This is a genomic window from Ferrovibrio sp. GW821-FHT12F09, assembly GCF_058806775.1.
Window position 1 is genome coordinate 29,020 of sequence record NZ_JBXAPZ010000001.1, and the last position, 18,006, is coordinate 47,025.

At 66.0% G+C, this 18,006-nt stretch carries 15 protein-coding genes; 12 read left to right on the forward strand and 3 right to left on the reverse strand.

The annotated features are described in order from the left end of the window. Window positions 1–4 precede the first annotated feature (4 nt). The 3 genes from lysA to AC1ROB_RS00145 all read left to right on the forward strand — a co-directional run bounded on the left by lysA (window position 5) and on the right by AC1ROB_RS00145 (window position 4,354). Window positions 5–1,288 (forward strand): diaminopimelate decarboxylase, encoded by a 1,284-nt coding sequence (lysA, locus tag AC1ROB_RS00135; RefSeq protein WP_492972801.1) that lies wholly within the window; start codon window positions 5–7, stop codon window positions 1,286–1,288. Further along, window positions 1,264–3,801: a TIGR02302 family protein gene (locus tag AC1ROB_RS00140; RefSeq protein ID WP_492972800.1), complete on the forward strand. Its 2,538-nt coding sequence runs from the start codon at window positions 1,264–1,266 to the stop codon at window positions 3,799–3,801. Before lysA ends, AC1ROB_RS00140 begins: the two co-directional genes overlap by 25 nt. A 109-nt stretch (window positions 3,802–3,910) precedes the next feature. After that, the gene (locus AC1ROB_RS00145; RefSeq protein ID WP_492972799.1) at window positions 3,911–4,354 is read left to right on the forward strand and encodes a VOC family protein; all 444 of its coding nucleotides are present in this window, start codon (window positions 3,911–3,913) and stop codon (window positions 4,352–4,354) included. A 33-nt stretch (window positions 4,355–4,387) separates the two neighbouring features. Here AC1ROB_RS00145 and AC1ROB_RS00150 read toward each other — a convergent pair whose 3' ends face one another. Both AC1ROB_RS00150 and AC1ROB_RS00155 read right to left on the reverse strand, forming a co-directional pair. Then, window positions 4,388–4,759: a response regulator gene (locus AC1ROB_RS00150; RefSeq protein WP_492972798.1), complete on the reverse strand. Its 372-nt coding sequence runs from the start codon at window positions 4,757–4,759 to the stop codon at window positions 4,388–4,390. Between the two features lie 202 nt (window positions 4,760–4,961). Then, window positions 4,962–5,921 (reverse strand): MJ0042-type zinc finger domain-containing protein, encoded by a 960-nt coding sequence (locus tag AC1ROB_RS00155; RefSeq protein ID WP_492972797.1) that lies wholly within the window; start codon window positions 5,919–5,921, stop codon window positions 4,962–4,964. 140 nt (window positions 5,922–6,061) lie between these two features. Between AC1ROB_RS00155 and ftsE the strand changes: the two genes are divergently transcribed. Genes ftsE through AC1ROB_RS00180 form a run of 5 tightly spaced genes read left to right on the forward strand, consistent with a single transcriptional unit; the run spans window position 6,062 to window position 9,619 of the window. Continuing rightward, window positions 6,062–6,730 (forward strand): cell division ATP-binding protein FtsE, encoded by a 669-nt coding sequence (gene ftsE / locus AC1ROB_RS00160; RefSeq protein WP_492972796.1) that lies wholly within the window; start codon window positions 6,062–6,064, stop codon window positions 6,728–6,730. Next, window positions 6,727–7,617, forward strand: a complete 891-nt coding sequence (locus AC1ROB_RS00165; protein WP_492972795.1) for a cell division protein FtsX — start codon at window positions 6,727–6,729, stop codon at window positions 7,615–7,617. Before ftsE ends, AC1ROB_RS00165 begins: the two co-directional genes overlap by 4 nt. A 7-nt stretch (window positions 7,618–7,624) precedes the next feature. Beyond that, window positions 7,625–8,188: a D-glycero-alpha-D-manno-heptose-1,7-bisphosphate 7-phosphatase gene (locus AC1ROB_RS00170; RefSeq protein WP_492972794.1), complete on the forward strand. Its 564-nt coding sequence runs from the start codon at window positions 7,625–7,627 to the stop codon at window positions 8,186–8,188. A gap of 13 nt (window positions 8,189–8,201) precedes the next feature. Further along, the gene (locus AC1ROB_RS00175) at window positions 8,202–8,897 is read left to right on the forward strand and encodes a YdcF family protein (protein WP_492972793.1); all 696 of its coding nucleotides are present in this window, start codon (window positions 8,202–8,204) and stop codon (window positions 8,895–8,897) included. After that, a complete protein-coding gene (locus AC1ROB_RS00180) occupies window positions 8,894–9,619 on the forward strand; it encodes a lysophospholipid acyltransferase family protein (protein WP_492972792.1) in 726 nt (241 codons plus the stop codon). The genes AC1ROB_RS00175 and AC1ROB_RS00180 overlap by 4 nt, the downstream gene beginning before the upstream one ends. A 1-nt stretch (window position 9,620) precedes the next feature. On the opposite strand, the gene AC1ROB_RS00185 is transcribed toward AC1ROB_RS00180, so the two are convergent. Further along, window positions 9,621–11,738: an ATP-binding protein gene (locus tag AC1ROB_RS00185; protein WP_492972791.1), complete on the reverse strand. Its 2,118-nt coding sequence runs from the start codon at window positions 11,736–11,738 to the stop codon at window positions 9,621–9,623. A gap of 123 nt (window positions 11,739–11,861) precedes the next feature. Here AC1ROB_RS00185 and AC1ROB_RS00190 point away from each other — a divergent pair, with 123 nt between their 5' ends. From AC1ROB_RS00190 to AC1ROB_RS00205, 4 genes are all read left to right on the forward strand, one after another. Next, window positions 11,862–12,995 carry a substrate-binding domain-containing protein gene (locus AC1ROB_RS00190; protein WP_492972790.1) on the forward strand — a complete coding sequence of 378 codons (1,134 nt, stop codon included), beginning with the start codon at window positions 11,862–11,864 and terminating at the stop codon, window positions 12,993–12,995. Between the two features lie 324 nt (window positions 12,996–13,319). Beyond that, entirely contained in the window at window positions 13,320–15,668 is a 2,349-nt protein-coding gene (locus AC1ROB_RS00195; protein ID WP_492972789.1) for an adenosylcobalamin-dependent ribonucleoside-diphosphate reductase, read from the forward strand. Window positions 15,669–15,719: 51 nt separating this feature from the next. Next, window positions 15,720–16,382 (forward strand): HAD-IA family hydrolase, encoded by a 663-nt coding sequence (locus AC1ROB_RS00200; protein WP_492972788.1) that lies wholly within the window; start codon window positions 15,720–15,722, stop codon window positions 16,380–16,382. Next, window positions 16,379–17,905 (forward strand): class I adenylate-forming enzyme family protein, encoded by a 1,527-nt coding sequence (locus AC1ROB_RS00205; RefSeq protein ID WP_492972787.1) that lies wholly within the window; start codon window positions 16,379–16,381, stop codon window positions 17,903–17,905. The genes AC1ROB_RS00200 and AC1ROB_RS00205 overlap by 4 nt, the downstream gene beginning before the upstream one ends. Window positions 17,906–18,006 lie beyond the last annotated feature (101 nt).

Here is an 18,006-nt window from a genome sequence, read left to right on the forward strand (position 1 = left end):
TCCGATGACCGGTTTTCCCTGGTTTGCCTATCGCGACGGCGCGCTGTGCGCCGAGAATGTCCCCCTGGCCAGGATCGCCGCCGAAGTCGGCACGCCGGCCTATGTCTACAGCAGCCAGGCGCTGACCGACCGCTATAACAGCCTGAAAGACGCCTTCGCCGGCCTGCCGCATCTGATCGCCTATGCGATGAAGGCCAATGCCAGTCTGGCGGTGCTGCGGCATTTCCGCGACCTCGGCGCCGGCGCCGATGTGGTCTCGGGCGGCGAACTGCAGATCGCCATGAAGGCCGGCATCGCGCCGCAGAAGATCATCTTCGCCGGCGTCGGCAAGACACGGGATGAAATGGCGCTGGCGCTGAACAGCGGCATCGCGCAGTTCAACGTCGAATCCGAGCCCGAGCTGCATGCGCTGTCCGAAGTGGCGACGGCGCTCGGCCGGACCGCGCCGATCGCCATCCGCATCAATCCCGATGTGGATGCCAAGACGCACAAGAAGATCACCACCGGCAAGGCCGCCAACAAATTCGGCATCGCCTATCAGCGCGCGCTGGAGATTTATGCCGAAGCGGCAAGGCTGCCCGGCATCGAGATCGTCGGCGTGCATGTGCATATCGGCAGCCAGCTCACCGAACTGGCGCCCTATGAAGCCACCTTCGAGCGCCTGGCCGAACTGGTCACGTCTTTGCGTGCCGCCGGCCACAATATCCGCCGCATCGACCTGGGCGGCGGCATCGGCATCACCTATGACGACGAGACGCCGCCCGATCCGCGCGACTATGCCGCCCTGGTGCGCAAGCATATGGGCAAGCTTGACTGTGAATTCGCGCTGGAGCCCGGCCGTTACCTGGTCGGCAATGCCGGCCTGCTGCTCACGCAGGTGACCTATGTGAAACAGGCCGAGCAGAAGACCTTCCTGATCCTCGATTCGGGCATGAACGACCTGATCCGGCCGGCCATGTACGAGGCCTTCCACCGCGTCGTGCCGGTTAAATCCCCGAATCCCGGGGCTAATCTGGCGCCGGTGGATATCGTCGGCCCGGTCTGCGAGACCGGCGACACCTTTGCCGAGGAGCGGCCGATGCCGCCGGCCGATGCCGGAGATTTGTTGGCCATCCTTTCCGCAGGTGCGTATAGTTCGGCTATGGCCTCCACCTACAACGCCCGTCCGCTGGCGCCTGAGGTGCTGGTCAGCGGCGACCGGTTTGCCATTACGCGCCGGCGCGCCACTATTGAAGAGATGACGGCCCTGGAGACCCTCCCGGCATGGTTCAACGAGGCGAAGGCGTAAAGACCAGCGATCATCCGGTTTCCGGTCCCGCAACGGACCGGGACCTGTCGCCGGTGCTGGAACGTCGCCTCGGCTTTGCCCGCGCCGCCCTGTTCTGGGAACAGCTCTGGCCCGCCCTGATGCCGGCCGCCTGCCTGCTGGCCGTCCTGTTCATCCTCGCCGGTTTCGATGTCTGGCGCTTCCTGCCGGTCTGGCTGCACTGGCTGGCGCTCGCCGGCTTTGCCGCCGGCTTCGCCGCCCTGGTTTGGCGCGACCTGCATAGCTTGCGCTGGCCCAACCGCGCCGCCGCCATGCGCCGGCTGGAACGGGTCAACCTGCTGCAGCACCGCCCGCTGGAAGCCGCCGCCGACACGCTCTCGGCCGAACAGCAGGACCCGATCGCCCGCGCCATCTGGGACCTGCATCGCCGCCGCGCGCTGGCCCAGCTGGCCGAGGTGCGCGTCGGCACCCCGGAAGCCGGCTGGTGGCGCCGTGACATCTGGGGCTTCCGCGTCGCCCTTGCCCTGCTGCTGGTGGTGGCCTGGGCCAGCCCCGGCGAAGACCGCGGCCAGCGCCTGGCCGATACGCTCAATCCCGGCACGGCGCTGCCCCCGGGCACCCAGATCGCCGTGGAAGCCTGGATCACGCCGCCGCCCTATACCGGCCGCGCGCCGCTGTTCCTCACCCGTGACGGCAAGGCCGTACCGGTGCCGCCAGGTAACGCAGCGCTTTCGATTCCAACCGGCAGCCTGCTGAAACTGCGGCTGGCCGCGGCGCCCGAGGGCTTCTCCTTGCGGTTCGGCAAGAGCGAGCAGAGCCTGCATGCCATCGACGAGCGCAATGGCGAACTCGATCTCGCCATCGACCTGGCGCAGGGCGAACATCCGGCGCTGACGCTGCTGCGGCGTGACAAGGTGTTTGCCGAATGGCCGCTGCGCGTGGTGCCCGATCTGGCGCCGAAGATCCGGTATGCGGAAGAGCCCAAGGTGGCCAAGCGCATCGAACTCGAGGTCAGCTTCGAGGCCGAGGACGATTACGCCGTGCAGCAGGTCAAGCTGGAACTGACCCGCGATGGCGCCGAGGCGCCGGTGCTGGTCGACTGGCCGGTGCCGCTGGGCGGCGCCAGCAGGATCACCGACAAGCAGAGCTTCGATTTCACGGCGCATCCCTGGGCCGGCCTGCAGGTGTCGATGACCCTGGTGGCCGCCGATGCCATTGGCCAGACCGGCCGCAGCGACAGCGCGACCGTGACGCTGCCGGCGCGCCGCTTCACCCATCCGGTGGCGAAAGCCATCGTCGAGCAGCGCCGCGAGCTGGCGCTGAAGCCGCAGCAGTGGCAGCGCGTGGTCACCGCCCTGCGTGCCCTGTCGCTGGCGCCGGAACGCTATCGCGACGACACCACGGCGCATCTGGGCCTGCGCATGTCGGCGGCCCGCCTGAGCCTGAACCGGAATGCCGCTTCGATCACCGCCGTGCAGGACCTGCTGTGGCAGACCGCCCTGCATATCGAGGATGGCAAATCGAGCCAGGGCGAGCGCGACTTCCAGGCGCTGATGGACAAGCTGCAGGATGCCATCGACCGCAATGCCGATGACAAGGAAATCCAGGACCTGATGCGGGAACTGCAGCAGGCGATGGACCGCATGCTGGAACAGATGCTGCAGGACGCCCTGGAGCGCATGGCGCGGGGCGAAGAGCCCGAGGAACTGGGCGAAGACGAAGAAGCGCTCAGCAGCGACGACCTGCAGGACATGATGGACCAGGCCCAGGACATGGCGCAGATGGGCGACCGCGACCAGGCGAAAGACATGCTGCAGCAGATGCAGCGCATGCTGGAAGCCATGAAGAATGGCCGCATCGCCAAGATGCCGGAAGGCCGCCAGCAGCAGCGCCAGGCCCAGCGCGGACAACGGGGCCAGCGCGGCCAGGGCCAGCAGGGCCAGATGATGCAGGAATTCGGCGACATGATGCGCCAGCAGCAGCAGTTGCTGGACCGCAGCTTCCGTCGCAGCCAGCAGGGCCAGCGCGGCGAGGGCAATGCCCAGCAGCGCGCCGAGAACGAAGCCGATGCGCGGCAGCAGGACGAGCTGCGGCGCAAGCTGGGCGAGATGATGAGCCGGCTGGGCGAACGCAACGGGCAGCTGCCCGACCAGCTGGGCAAGGCCGAACGCTCGATGCGGGATGCGCGCGAAAGTTTACGCCGCGGCGAACCGGGCGAGGCGATGCAGGGCCAGACCGATGCGCTCGATCAAATGCGACAGGGCCTGAACCAGATGCAGCAGGCCCAGCGCGGCAACCCCGATGGCCAGGCAGCGGCGGCTGATTCGCGCCAGAACCAGCGCAACCCGGTGCGCGATCCGCTGGGTCGCAACACCACCGGCTACGAGAATGCCGGCGAGGCCACCAAGGTACCCGACATGGCGCCGACGGAACGCGCCCGCCGCATCCTGGAAGAACTGCAGCGCCGCGCCGGCAACCGCGAGCGCGCCCCGCAGGAACTGGACTATCTCGACCGCCTGCTGCGCCGGTTCTGAACACCCCAAACTTTTTGTCGTCCCCGCGAAAGCGGGGACCCAGACTCGCAGGCTCAGGCCTTTGCCCTGGATTCCCGCTTTCGCGGGAATGACGAAATCATTGACCGTCATGCCAACGCGCAGCGGTGGCATGGCGACTATGTGCTGGAGCACCACCGTGATCGACTCTCTCGACCATCTTGTCCTCACCGTGCGCGACATCGAGGCCACGGTTGCCTTCTACACCCGCGTGCTGGGCATGCGCGAAACCCGCTTCACGCCGCCGAATGGCGGCGGCGAACGCGTGGCGCTCGGCTTCGGCCGGCAAAAGATCAACCTGCATCAGCAGGGCCGCGAATTCGATCCCAAGGCCAGGACACCGACACCGGGCAGCGCCGATCTGTGCTTGCTGGCGCGCTGGTCGTTGCAGGATGTGATCGCGCATCTGCGCAACGAAGATATCGTCATCCTGGAAGGGCCGGTGCAACGCACCGGCGCGACGGGGCCGATCCTGTCGGTCTATATCCGCGATCCCGACGGCAACCTGATCGAGATCAGCACCAGCATGGCATAACGGATAGGTTGGGTGTCGCTGGAACTGAACGCCCTACGCCGTCTCGCGCGTCGCCAGAGCCTTCTCCACCGCGGTGTTGAGATCGACCATGCTGAAGGGTTTCTGCAGCACCGGCTGGGTGCTGACGCCGAGATCGTGGACGCGGGCATGCTGCGCCGTATAACCCGACATCATCAGCACCGGCAGATCGGGCCAGTCGCGCGCCACCCGCAGCCACAGCTCGACGCCGTCCATATTGGGCATGGTGAGATCGGTGAGCAGCAGATCGAAGGACTGGCGCGCGAGCTTCACCAGGGCATCGGCGCCGTCGTTGACCACGACCACGTCATGTCCCTGGGATTCCAGGATGCGCCGCACATATTCGCGAACCGGCGCCTCATCTTCAGCAACCAATATACGCGCCATAGGCCCTCGCCGACGACCGTCGTCCGCCAGGCAGTTTTTTGCCCCTGGACGGCCACCTCTTCTGAAATCAGCTCAGGTGGCGGGCCTGTCATGCCGCGCCAACGCCTTAACCATACTGCAACACAGCATGAAAGAAAACGCGCAATATGGCTGTGCGATCAACCGGCGGATGCAAATGGCCCATAGTGGGCCGTCGGGGGCGTCAGGGCGTGGGCTGGCTGGAGAAGGCCACTTCCAGGTCGACCACCTCGTCCTTCGGCGCCGGCAGGCGGACATCGAAGCCGAGCTTTTCGCCGGTGGCGATGGTCGACTGTTCGAGCTTGATCATCACGGCGCCCAGGTCGCTGCCATTGGCGCCGCGCATGGCGATGCGAATCGGCGGCAGCGGCCGTTCGATCTCGCCGACATTCACCACCTCGCCGGAGACGGCGATCTTGGTCTGGCCGCCGTCCAGGATGGTGGCGGATTTCAGGTTATGCAGCTCCAGCCCCAGCCACTGGGCCGCCTCGACCGGGATGCCCAGATGCTCGTACAGCTTGGCCAGCGGCGGATAGAAGGCGACCAGTTCGACGCGCTTTTCATAGCCGCCGCCGGCAATGCCGCCGAGCACGGCGAGCAGCAGCAGCCAGCCGACCCAGGCCCAGGAGCGCTTTTTCTTCGGCTTTGCCGGCGCGCGCTGCACCCCGGCCTCGGCCAGGCGGGCGCGGCGCTTGTTCAGCACGTCGTCGGGGTCTTCGTCTTCGGGCGCCAGCGGGCTGAACGGCTCGTCCAGCGGCGGATGCAGCGGCGGCGGCCGGTCCATATCGTCCAGCTTCAACTCGAAATCGTCGTCGAAACCGGCGATCCGCGGCACCGGCGGCGCATCCAGATCGGGCGCCGGCGGCGCCATGTCGAGATCGGACAGCGGCGGAGCGGCGATCTTTTCCGGCGGCGGCGGCTTGCCGCCCGGCGGCGGCGGCGGCACCCAGTCATCCTCGGCCGCAGCGGCGGCCTGGGCGGCCGCCTGCACCACGGCGGGCGGTGCCGGCGGCTCGGGTTCGGGCAGCGGTTCCTGGTTCCAGACCTGCCGACAACGCGAGCAGCGGACCTTCCGCGGCGCAGCGCCAAAGGTGGAGGGTTCGACGTGGAACCGGGTTTCGCAGCTTGGGCAGGTAAGAATCATGCCTTAAGTCAGCCTGAAGTCAGCCCTTTTGCGTTTCCGGATGCTTTCCCTTATAGGACGGACAGGGCCTTTTAAGCAAGGCTACAGCCTCGCAAGATATTGGCAGGCAAGGCCTTGGTCGATTCGGAGGAGATCCGGACTTGGTGCGTTTCCAGAACGTCGGCATGCGGTACGGCCCCGGGCCGGAGGTGCTGCGGGATGTGAGCTTCGAGCTGGGCGCCGGGTCCTTCCATTTCCTGGCGGGTCCGAGTGGCGCCGGCAAGACCTCCCTGCTCAAGCTGCTCTACCTGGCCCAGCGCCCGAGCCGGGGCCTGATCAGCATGTTCGGCCAGGATGTTTCCACCGCCAGCCGCGCCGCTTTGCCCATGCTGCGCCGGCGCATCGGCGTGGTTTTCCAGGATTTCCGCCTGCTCGACCACTTAAGCGCGCTGGACAATGTCGCCCTGCCGCTGCGCATCGCCGGCGCCGACGAGAAACGCACCCGCGAGCATGTCAGCGAACTGCTGAGCTGGGTCGGTCTCGGCGACCGGCTGGAGGCGCGGCCGGCGACGCTGTCGGGCGGCGAGAAGCAGCGCGTGGCGATCGCGCGGGCTGTTATTGCAAGACCCAGCCTGCTGTTGGCCGACGAGCCGACCGGCAATGTCGATCCCGATATGGCGCAGCGCCTGATGTATCTGTTTGTCGAGCTGAACAAGCTCGGCACCGCTGTCGTACTCGCCACCCATGACACGCATCTGCTGCAGGAATTCCGCTTTCCGGTGATGCGCCTGCGCGCCGGCCAGCTGCTGATCGAAAGAAACGCCGCATGAGCGCGCGTCGATCCGTCCGCGTCTCGGATCTGCAGCTGGATGTCGATACCGGCGCGCGCTTCCTGCCCTGGGCGCTGGCGGTGATGGTGTTCCTCGCAGCGCTCGCCTTTGCCGGCGCCCTGGCGCTGGATGGCACCATCGACGGCTGGCGCCGCGGCGTGGCGGCGAAACTCACCGTGCAGATCGCCGACCGCCCGGGCCAGCCGATGGCGCCGCGCATCGCGGCCGCGCTGAATGTGCTGCGCGGCGTGCCCGGCGTGGCGAAAGCCGAACCACTGCCGCGCAGTGCGGTCGAGGCGCTGCTGCAGCCCTGGCTCGGCGCCGAAGCCTTGCAGGCCGACCTGCCGCTGCCCGGCCTGATCGACGTGACGCTGGACGACAATGCGGCGCTGTCGGTGCAGGCGCTGGGCGCACGGCTGAGCAATGCCGTCCCGGGCGCGCGCATCGATGATCCCAAGCCCTGGCTCGAACGCCTGGTTCAGCTCGGTCGCCTGTTGCAGAGCCTGGGCGCCAGCATCGTGCTGCTGGTCGGCCTCGCCTCGGCCGCCATGGTGATCTTCGCGACACGGGCGGGATTGGCGGCGCGCCGCGACACCATCGAGCTGCTGCATCTGATCGGCGCCGAGGATGGCTATATCGCGCGCCAGTTCCAGCGCCATGTGGCGACGCAGGCGATCCGCGGCGGCGCCATCGGCGCGGTACTGGCCATCGCCGTGCTGCTCGGCATCCAGCTTCTTGCCGGCGGCGTCGGCACCGGCCTGCTGCCCGGCCTGGCACTGCTATGGTGGCACTGGCTGGCGCTGCTGGTGCTGCCGGTCGGCGCGGCGCTGCTGGCCATCGTCACGGCGCGGCTGACCGTGCTCGGCGCGCTGCGCCGCATGCTGTGAGGCCGCCATGCTGATCCTGCTCGACCGCGACGGTGTGCTGAACCAGGACATCGACGACGATTACGTGAAGTCGCCCGACGAGCTGGTGATGCTGCCCGGTGTCGGCGAAGCGGTGGCGCGACTGAATGCGCGCGGCTGGCCGGTGGCGATCTGCACCAACCAGGCCTGCGTCGGCAAGGGCATCATCGACACGGCGATGCTGGAATGCATCCACGATGCCCTGCGCAGCCATCTGGCGCGCAGCAGCGCCCGCATCGATGCGATCTTCTTCGCCCCCGATCCGCCCTGGGCGGTGACCGACCGGCGCAAGCCCGGGCCGGGCATGCTGCGCGAGGCGATGGCGCAGTTTCGTACTGCACCGCAGAACACCGTGTTTATCGGCGATAACGTCATCGACCTGCAGGCCGGGCGGGCGGCCGGCTGCCAGCGCATGCTGGTGCGCACCGGCAAGGGCCGCCGCATGCTGGCGAAAGGCTTGCCCGAGGACGTTTTGCCGGTCACGGTGGTGGAAAATCTGACCGAAGCCGTCGACCGCCTGCTGGCGGAGACCCCTGAAGCGACCCGAGACTGATCAACGATTTGCCATGGCGCGCGACCGTTCCGACTCCCTTCCCGTCATCAGCTGGCTGAAACGCTGGATCCTGCTGCTGCTCGGCCTCGGCCTGCTCTGGCTCGGCGGCGCCGTGGCCTATGTCGAGCGCGTCGAACAGATGCCGCAGCAGCCCGATGAATCGCGCACCGATGCCATCGTGGTGCTGACCGGCGGCGCAGCGCGCATGAGCACGGCTTTGCGCCTGCTGAACGAGAACAAGGCCGAGCGCCTGCTGGTGTCGGGCGTCAGCCAGAGCGCCACACGGGCGACCCTGATGGAAGCCGTGCAGAAGGCGATGCCCGATGTGGCGCAGTCGGCCAACAACTGGCGGGGCATGGACCTGCAGCTGTTGTTCGAATGCTGCGTCGATCTCGGTTTCGAGGCCGACGACACGGCCGGCAATGCCACCGAAACGGCGAGCTGGGCCCAGGCGCGCGGCTACAAGTCGGTGCGCATCGTGACGGCGAATTACCATATGCCGCGGGCACTGGTGGAATTCGGCTACCGCATGCCCGGCATCAGCATCGTGCCGCATCCGGTGCGTTCCGATGCCATGCGGGTGGAAGACTGGTGGCAGCGCCGTACGGCGACGCTGTTCCTGCTCGGCGAATACAGCAAATACGCCGCCGCCCTGCTGCGCGCCCGCCTCGACCAGCAGCTCACCGCCACGGTCGAGAGCAAATCATGATCTGGATCCGCTCGCTGCTGTTCCAGGGCGTCTTCTATGCCTGGACCACGCTGGTGGCGGTCTACAGCCTGGTGCCGATGGCGCTGAACCGCCGCGCCCATGTCTTCCGCATGAATGCCTTCTGGGGCCGCAGCCTGAATGTGCTGCTGCGGGTGATCTGCAACATCGACGTCCGCATCGAGGGCCGCGAGCATATCCCGCAAGGCCCGGCGCTGGTGGCGGCCAAGCACCAGTCGCTGTGGGATACCGCCATCATCTTCGACCTGTTCGGCACGCCCGCCGTGGTGATGAAGAAGGAGCTGCTGAAGATTCCGATCTACGGCTGGCTGACCCGCATCCAGGACATGATCGCGGTCGACCGCGATGGTGGCGGCGCGGCGCTCAAGCAGATGCTGAAGGACGCGCGCGCCGTGCGCGATGCCGGCCGCAAGATCGTGATCTTCCCGCAGGGGACCCGCACCAAACCCGGCGAGGTGGCGGAATACCAGTCGGGCGTCGTCGCGCTCTACCGCGACCTGAAACTGCCGGTGCTGCCGGTGGCGCTGAATTCCGGCAGCTTCTGGCCCAAGGTCGGCCTGCTGCGGCCGCCGGGCACGCTGGTGTTGCGCTTCCTGCCGGTGATCCCGCCGGGCCTGGAGCGCGAGGACTTCACCGCGCGGCTGGAAGGCAGCATCGAGACGGCGACCAAGGAACTGGAAGCGCGGGCCTTCGCGCCGCGCTGACTCACGCCACCTGCGGACGTGCCGTTTTCAGCACATCGGTCAGGGCAGCCTGCAAGGCTGCCGCGTCATAAGGCTTGCGCAGGATGGTGAAGCCTTCCTCGGCTGCCGCCTTGGCCTGGTCGCTGTAGCCGGTAGCCAGGATGACCGGCAGCGCGTCGCCATTCTGCTGCCGCACCAGACGTGCGAGATCCAGGCCGTTGGCATCGCCCGGCATCACGATATCCGTCAGGATGACATCGATACCGTCGCGGACATTTTGCAGCACCGCGAGGGCAGCCGGCACATCGGCAGCCAAGATGACGGCGCATCCCAGCTCTTCCAGCAGCCCCTGAGTCACTATCGCGACATCGGGATTGTCTTCCACCAGCAGTACCTTCACATTCTGGCGCACCAGAGGCTGCGGTGCGCCGGTCTCGCTGCCGGCATCCACGGCATCCAGCGACCGCGGCAGATAGAGCGTCACTGTGGTGCCGCGGCCCGGCTCGCTCTCAATCGCTGCAGTGCCGCCGGCCTGGGTGGCAAAGCCGTAGACCTGCGACATGCCGAGCCCGGTGCCCTTGCCCACATCCTTGGTGGTGAAGAAGGGTTCAAAGGCGCGGCTCAAGATTTCGGGCGGCATGCCGATACCGGTATCCGACACGGCCACAGCCACGAAATCGCCGTCGAGGCCAAGCGGATTCGGGCCGGCCACGGTAATATTGCCCGCAAGCATACGCAGCGTACCGCCGTCGCTCATCGCATCGCGGGCATTCACCGCCAGATTCAGCAGCGCCAGTTCAAACTCGCCAATATCCACCCTGGTGAGCCAGATATCCTGGGCTATCGAGGCTTCAACGGTGATATCGCCGCGCAGGGATGCCTGCAGCATTGTCTGGATCAACGGCAGGCGCTCACGCAGATCGACCGTCTTCGCCTCATGGGTCTGCTGGCGGGCAAACGACAGCAGCTGCCGCGTCAGATTGCTGCCGCGCTTCACGGCAATCTCGATGGCCTCCAGCGATCGCCGGGTACGTTCATCCACAGCCAGCGTGCGTTTCAAACGCCCGGTGTTGCCGCTCACCACCATCAGCAGGTTGTTGAAGTCATGTGCGATGCCACCGGTGAGCTGGCCGATGGCCTCCAGCCGCTGGGCCTGCTTCAATGCAGCTTCCGCCGCCTCGCGCCGCGCCACCTCCTCGTGGAATCGCTCGGCCCGGCGCAGGGCATAAATTGTCAGCGCAAACATGCCCAGCACGATGGGCAGGCCGATGGCGAGTTGAGTCAGTATGGTGTTGCGGAATTCGGCCGCAAGCGCCGAGGTTTCGATGCCGGCCAGCACATAGAGCGGCGAATCCGGCACCTGGCGATAGCCATTGCGCCGCTCGACGCCATCCGCCGCAGAGGCCGCTGTATAGAAGCCGCCAGACGGATTGTCGCGAATCACCGCGGGAATCCGCGTCATGCTACCCGGCTGGCCCGTCACGTCGGGATAGCGTGCCAGGATCTGCCCGTCGGCCTTCACCAGCCCGAAGGCATCATGGCCGCGCGCCAGCTTGCCGTAGAATTCGCTGAAATGCTGCGGCATCACGGTGACAGCGATGACGCCGTTGAACTGGCCGGCATCGTCGCCCTGGCGCCGCCCGCTGACCACGAAGAAGGACAGCGTGCCGATGCGGGCGCGGACCACCTCGCTGATAAAGGTTTCGGTCGCCATATTCTTCTGCGCGGCGAAATAACTGCGGTCGGAATTATCCAGATCGCGCGGCACCGGATAGATCGTGCTGGAGACCAGCGGGCGACCATGTCGATCAAAAGCCCAGATCGCCTCGATTTGCGGAAGCGCCTGCTGCGTGCGCTTGAGCCGGAGATACAGGTCGGCTTCACGTGCCCGAATCTCCCGGTCCGGAATATTTCCCACCACCTCGTTGATCTCGGAGATCGAGCGTTCGACCGTTTGCAACGCCTTCAGCGCATGTTCCTGCAGCACATCGAGCGAGCGTTCGATACGCTCGTTGGCCTGTGCGTCGATCTCGCGGTAATTCTGCCAGGTGGAATAGGCGAATATGATCGCCGGCCCGATCAGGCTGAAGACAGCGATCAGGCGCAGCGGCCAGAAGAATGTCAGCTTTGTCTGCGGCACCGGCGGATTTAAGCATCCGGTGTGCATTTTTCCAAGCAAACCCGGAAAAGCCGATCCGCCGGAAGCCATGGCTGCCAACGGTTTATTGGCGCTATACTGCGACGGATACGGGGGTAAGAGGCAATGGCGGTTGGGGCGAAAATAGCGCCGCTCGTTCTGGCACTGGCTGTGACAGCCGGCCTGCCCTGCACGGCATCGTCCCAGACCGCCGCCGAACTGATGGTGCCGCTACCGCTGTCGCCCTATGGCCAGCCCGTGCCGGGCCATCCGCACGGACCACCGGCCGCCTCGCCCGACACCCTGACACTGAGCAATGCCGATATCGAGCGGCTGCGCGCCGGACGATTCAAGGCCGCGATTGCCATGCAGGCGCTCGATTCACCATGGAATGCCCTGCAGGTGGAAGCGATCACCACCACGCTGGCACGCTACGGCGTCGAGGTCGTCTCGGTCACCGACGCCGCGCAGAACCCGGCGCGGCAGGCTGGCCACCTGGCCGGCATGATCGCCCGCAAGGTGGATATCATCTTCTCGGTGCCGATCGATCCGTCGACCCAGACCGCTGCCTACAGGCGCGTTGCCGATGCCGGCATCAAGCTGGTGTTCATGGACAACGTGGTCCACAACATGACGCCGGGGCGCGACTATGTCACCGTGGTGGCCTCCGACAACGAGAAGAACGCGGCCTGGGCCACGGAAGAACTGCTCAACGCCATCGGTGGCCGCGGCGAGGTGGGCCTGATCACCTTCGCCTTCGATGCCTATCATTCGGTCACCACGCGCCGCGAAAGCTTTGTGCAGACGCTGTCGAATTATCCCGGCGTGAAGCTGGTGGCGACCGAGCGTTTCACCCAGCCGCGCGAGGTCTATCAGAAAACCATCGCGATGCTGACGGCGCATCCCGGCATCAAGGGTATCTTCGCCGTCTGGGGCGATCCGGCGATGCAGGCCGCCGCCGCCGCCAAGGCCCTCGGGCGCACCGATGTTGTGATCACCACCAACGATCTGGGTCCCGATACCGCGATGTATGTGGCGCGCGGCGAGATTCTGGCCATCGGCGCGCAGCTGCCCTATGACCTGGGCGTCGCCGAGGCCAATGCCGGCGCCCATGCCCTGCTGGGCAAGCCGGTGCCGCCGTATATCTCACTGCCGGCCCTGCGGGTGAAGAAAGCCAACCTGATCCCGGCGCTGGAACTGGTGACCAAGCGGCCGGCGCCCGAGGCCGTGCAGCAGGCCTGCGGCGCGGACTGCCAGTAGGCGGCCTCAATGCCGGTCATTGCCGCCATTTCCCATGGTCTCTCCAGCCGCGCCGGTCCCTCCTGCTGCTCCCGATCCGCTCAGTCTGGCCCTGTGCATAATCTGGGATAACTCGGATTCACCCCCTTGCGGATCGCGGGGATAATCCTGATTTGTCAGGTATTACAAGATATTGATTCCCGCATGGCTGCGGATCAATCTGTAGAAACCTTTCGGGAACATTACACTGGACTCTGCCCCTTCGGGCGATAGAGTCACGCTGACTTTATCCCCGCGGCGCAGAGCTTTCTCGCGCCGCTTTTCGTCTGTTTCAGGATTACCCGCATGTCGCCGATTGCACCGATTTCCCAGCAGATCTGGGACATGAAATACCGCCTGAAGGGCGCCGACGGCACGCCGGTGGACCAGACCATCGACGATACCTGGCGCCGCATCGCCGGTGCCTTGGCCGTGGCTGAGACAGACCCGGCCGCGCATCTGCCGGCCTTCACCGAAGCTTTGCAGGATTTCCGCTTCCTGCCGGCCGGGCGGATCGTGGCCGGCGCCGGCACCGCGCGCAAGGTCACGCTGTTCAACTGCTTTGTCATGGGCACCGTGCCCGACGACATGGGCGGCATCTTCGAGCATCTGAAGGAAGCCGCGCTGACCATGCAGCAGGGCGGCGGCATCGGCTATGACTTCTCGACGCTGCGCCCGCGCGGCGCACCGGTGAAGGGCGTGGGCGCCGATGCCTCGGGCCCGCTCACCTTCATGGATGTGTGGGACGCCATGTGCCGCACCATCATGTCGGCTGGCAGCCGCCGCGGCGCCATGATGGCGACGCTGCGCTGCGACCATCCCGATATCGAGGCCTTCATCGAGGCCAAGCGCGAGGCCAACCGCCTGCGCATGTTCAATCTCTCGGTGCTGGTGACCGACGCCTTCATGAATGCCGTGAAGCAGAACCTGCCCTGGGAGCTGAGCTTCAACGGCACCGCCTATCGCACCGTGCAGGCGCGCGAGCTGTGGGACAAGATCATGCGGGCGACCTATGCCTATGCCGAGCCCGGCGTGATCTTCATCGACCGCATCAACCGCCGCAACAACCTGCATTACTGCGAGACCATCAGCGCCACCAACCCCTGCGGCGAACAGCCGCTGCCGCCCTACGGGGCTTGCCTGCTCGGCTCGATCAACCTGGCGCGCCTGGTCAAGAACCCGTTCGAGGCTGACGCAGCCCTCGATCTGGACGCGCTGGACAACCTGACGCGCAATGCCGTGCGCATGATGGACAACACCATCGATGTCTCGAATTTCCCGCTGCCGCAGCAGGCCGCCGAGGCGCGCGCCAAGCGCCGTATCGGGCTGGGCGTCACCGGCCTGGCCGATGCGCTGATCATGGTCGGCGTGCGCTACGGCTCGGCCCAGTCGGTGAAGCTGATCGAGGCCTGGATGAAGCGCCTGCAGCGCGCCGCCTATCTGGCCTCCACCGATCTCGCTAGGGAGAAAGGCGCGTTTCCGCTGTTCGACCGCGACCAGTATCTGGCCGGCGAGAGCATTGCCGAGCTGGATGCCGATGTGCGTGACGCCATCGCCCAGCATGGCATCCGCAACGCGCTGCTGACCTCGATCGCCCCGACCGGCACCATTTCACTGTTCGCCGACAATGTGTCGTCCGGCCTGGAGCCGGTGTTCAGCTTCACCTACACCCGCACCGTGCTGATGCCCGATGGCAGCCGCCGGCAGGAAGAGGTGAGCGACTACGCCTATCGGCTGTATCGCCAGATCAAGGGCGAGAATGTGCCGCTGACCGAGGCCTTTGTGGATGCGCAGGGGCTGGCGCCGGCCGACCATGTGCGCGTGCAGGCCGCGGTGCAGAAATACATCGACAGCTCGATCTCCAAGACCATCAACGTGCCTGAAGATATCGATTTCGAGAGCTTCAAGGACATCTACCTGATGGCCTATGACCAGGGCTGCAAGGGCTGCACCACCTATCGCCCGAACGAGATCACCGGCTCGGTGCTGACCATCAAGAAGGACGAGAAGAAGCCGGCGCCGGACGCCGTGCAGCAGGCCGAGCTGCCGCTGCTGCCGACCGCCAAGCCGATCCAGACCGTGAAGCCGCGCGATCCGCTGGCCGCCGGCGGCGTCATCTACATGACCAAGCCGCTGGACCGCCCGGAAGCCCTGCCCGGCCGCACCTACAAGATCACCTGGCCGGATTCCGAACACGCGATGTACATCACGCTGAACGACATCCTGCAGGATGGCCGCCTGCGGCCGTTCGAGGTCTTCGTCAATTCGAAGAATACCGAGCATTACGCCTGGACCGTGGCGCTCACCCGCATGATCTCGGCGGTGTTCCGTCGTGGCGGCGATGTCAGCTTCGTGGTGGACGAGCTGAAGGCGGTGTTCGATCCACGTGGCGGCCACTGGATGAACGGCCGCTATGTGCCCTCGCTGCTGGCCGCCATCGGCGAGGTGATCGAGCAGCATCTGATCGCCATCGGCTTCATGGCCGATCCCAATGCCAAGCGCGAGGACAGCGCCGTGCTGGCGCTGGCGGTGAATGCCGAGACGCCGAAGCCTTTATCGGGCCTGCGCCAGTGCCCGAAATGCGGCCAGCCCGGCCTGATCAAGTCCGAGGGTTGCGACACCTGCACCTCCTGCGGCTATAGTAAGTGCGGATAAAGGGCGGGGTCTGAACCTGCCCTAAGGGAAACGTTCCGTACTGAAGAGCCAATGCAGGGCCAGACCGCGTCTGCCATCAAAGCCGTCTTATGGGATTTCGGCGGGGTGATCCTCACCTCGCCGTTTGAGGCCTTCCGCCGCTTCGAGGAGAGCCGCGGCCTGCCGCGCGATTTCCTGCGCCGGGTGAACAGCACCAATCCGCACGGCAATGCCTGGGCCTGCTTCGAGCGCGGCGAGGTGGATGCCGCCCGTTTCGGCGAGATGTTCCTGGCCGAGAGCACGGCGCTGGGCCAGGCCGTGCATGGCCGCGACCTGCTGGCGCTGATTTCGGGCGAGGTGCGGCCACGCATGGTGGCGGCGCTGAAACAGGTGAAGACGCGGTTCAAGGTCGCCTGCCTGACCAACAACATGCCGATCGGCCATGGCTCGGCCATGAGCGTGAGCCCCGAGAAAGCCAAAGCCGTGGCCGAGGTGATGGCGCTGTTCGACGTCATCGTGGAATCGAGCAAGGTCGGCGTGCGCAAGCCCGAGCCGGCTTTCTATATGCGCGCCTGCGAACTGCTGGAGATCAAGCCGGCCGAGGCCGTGTTCCTCGACGATCTCGGCATCAACCTGAAACCCGCCGCCGCCATGGGCATGCGCACCATCAAGGTGGAAGACCCCGACACGGCGCTGCGAGACTTAAGCGCCATCATCGGCATGGAGTTCGCATGAGTGACGCTGATGACGTTCTGAACAGCGCGTTTGCCACGCTGTCCGACCTGGTCCGGGCCCATGCAGCCGAACGGCCGCAGCATCCGGCCGTGATCGACGCAGACGGCACCCTGACCTATGCGCAGCTGGACAGGCGCGCCGACCGCGTGGCCGCCGCCCTGCAGCGCGATGGCGCGAAACACGCCATCAGCATCGTCAGTGCCTCGCGCAACGACTATGTGACGGCCTATCTGGGCGGCCTGCGCGCCGGTCTCGCCGTGGCGCCGCTGGCGCCGTCGTCGCTGCCGGAACAGATCGTTGCCATGGCGCAGGATGCCGATGCCGCGATCCTGTTTCTTGATGGCGAGAATGAAACAGCCCTGAAAGGCGTGCTGGGGCAGCTGCCGCGTCGCATCCGGCTGGATACCGCCGAATTCGAGCAATGGCTGGCACCTGTGGATGCGAAACCGCAGCCGGTCGAGATCACGCCGGAGATGCCCTTCAACATCATCTATTCCTCCGGCACCACCGGCACGCCCAAGGGTATCGTGCAGCCCCATGGCATGCGCTGGGGCCATATGCAGCGCGCCAATTCTTACGGCTATGACCGCGCCGCCGTCACACTGCTGTCCACGCCGCTCTATTCCAATACGACTTTAGTGAGTCTGTTTCCCACCCTGGCAGGCGGCGGCACGGCGGTGCTGATGGCGAAATTCGACGTGGAGAAATACTTACACCTCGCGCAGCAGCATCGCGTCAGCCACACCATGCTGGTGCCGGTGCAGTACCGGCGCGTGATGGCGCATCCGGATTTCGACTCTTACGACCTCTCGGCCTATCGCGCCAAATTCTGCACCAGTGCGCCGTTTGCGGCCGAACTGAAGGCCGACATCCTGAAACGCTGGCCCGGCAAGCTGATCGAATTCTACGGCATGACCGAAGGCGGCGGCACCTGCATCCTGGTCGCCGACGAGTTCCCGGACAAGCTGCATACCGTGGGCAAGCCGGCCGAGGGCCATGACATTCGCCTGCTCGATGAGCAGGGCAATGCGGTCAAGCCCGGTGAGATCGGCGAGGTGGTCGGCCATTCCGGCGCCACCATGACCAACTATCACAAGCAGCCGGGCAAGACGGCCGATGCCGAGTGGTTCGCACCCGACGGCCGCCGCTTCATCCGCACCGGCGATCTCGGGCGCTTCGACGCCGACGGCTTCCTGCAGCTGATGGACCGCCGCAAGGACATGGTCATCTCCGGCGGCTTCAACATCTATCCGAGCGACCTGGAAGCCGTGCTGAAGCAGCACGAAGCCGTGTTCGACGTGGCGGTGGTGGGCGTGCCATCGGAAGCCTGGGGCGAAACCCCGGTGGCTTTCGTGGTGCTGCAGCCGGGTGCGGATGTGGCGGCGGATGTCCTGCTTGCCTGGGTGAATGCGAAACTCGGCAAGATGCAGCGCATCTCCGCCATCCGTTTCACGGACACCCTGCCGCGCAGCGCGATTGGCAAGGTGCTGAAGCGCGAATTGCGCGATTCATATAAGGCGTAAACCTCCCTGTCATACCCAGCCTTGTGCCGGGCATCCACGTCTTTACTGAGAACCCTCGCACGTGGATGGCCGGGTCAAGCCCGGCCATGACATTGTTTGGG

Bases quoted from the DNA above. Each gene is read 5' to 3' on its own strand.
- lysA (WP_492972801.1), top strand. From the start codon at position 5: ATGACCGGTTTTCCCTGGTTTGCCTATCGCGACGGCGCGCTGTGCGCC.
- AC1ROB_RS00140 (WP_492972800.1), top strand. From the start codon at position 1,264: ATGGTTCAACGAGGCGAAGGCGTAAAGACCAGCGATCATCCGGTTTCC.
- AC1ROB_RS00145 (WP_492972799.1), top strand. From the start codon at position 3,911: ATGCCAACGCGCAGCGGTGGCATGGCGACTATGTGCTGGAGCACCACC.
- AC1ROB_RS00150 (WP_492972798.1), bottom strand. From the start codon at position 4,759: ATGGCGCGTATATTGGTTGCTGAAGATGAGGCGCCGGTTCGCGAATAT.
- AC1ROB_RS00155 (WP_492972797.1), bottom strand. From the start codon at position 5,921: ATGATTCTTACCTGCCCAAGCTGCGAAACCCGGTTCCACGTCGAACCC.
- AC1ROB_RS00165 (WP_492972795.1), top strand. From the start codon at position 6,727: ATGAGCGCGCGTCGATCCGTCCGCGTCTCGGATCTGCAGCTGGATGTC.
- AC1ROB_RS00170 (WP_492972794.1), top strand. From the start codon at position 7,625: ATGCTGATCCTGCTCGACCGCGACGGTGTGCTGAACCAGGACATCGAC.
- AC1ROB_RS00175 (WP_492972793.1), top strand. From the start codon at position 8,202: ATGGCGCGCGACCGTTCCGACTCCCTTCCCGTCATCAGCTGGCTGAAA.
- AC1ROB_RS00180 (WP_492972792.1), top strand. From the start codon at position 8,894: ATGATCTGGATCCGCTCGCTGCTGTTCCAGGGCGTCTTCTATGCCTGG.
- AC1ROB_RS00190 (WP_492972790.1), top strand. From the start codon at position 11,862: ATGGCGGTTGGGGCGAAAATAGCGCCGCTCGTTCTGGCACTGGCTGTG.
- AC1ROB_RS00195 (WP_492972789.1), top strand. From the start codon at position 13,320: ATGTCGCCGATTGCACCGATTTCCCAGCAGATCTGGGACATGAAATAC.
- AC1ROB_RS00200 (WP_492972788.1), top strand. From the start codon at position 15,720: ATGCAGGGCCAGACCGCGTCTGCCATCAAAGCCGTCTTATGGGATTTC.
- AC1ROB_RS00205 (WP_492972787.1), top strand. From the start codon at position 16,379: ATGAGTGACGCTGATGACGTTCTGAACAGCGCGTTTGCCACGCTGTCC.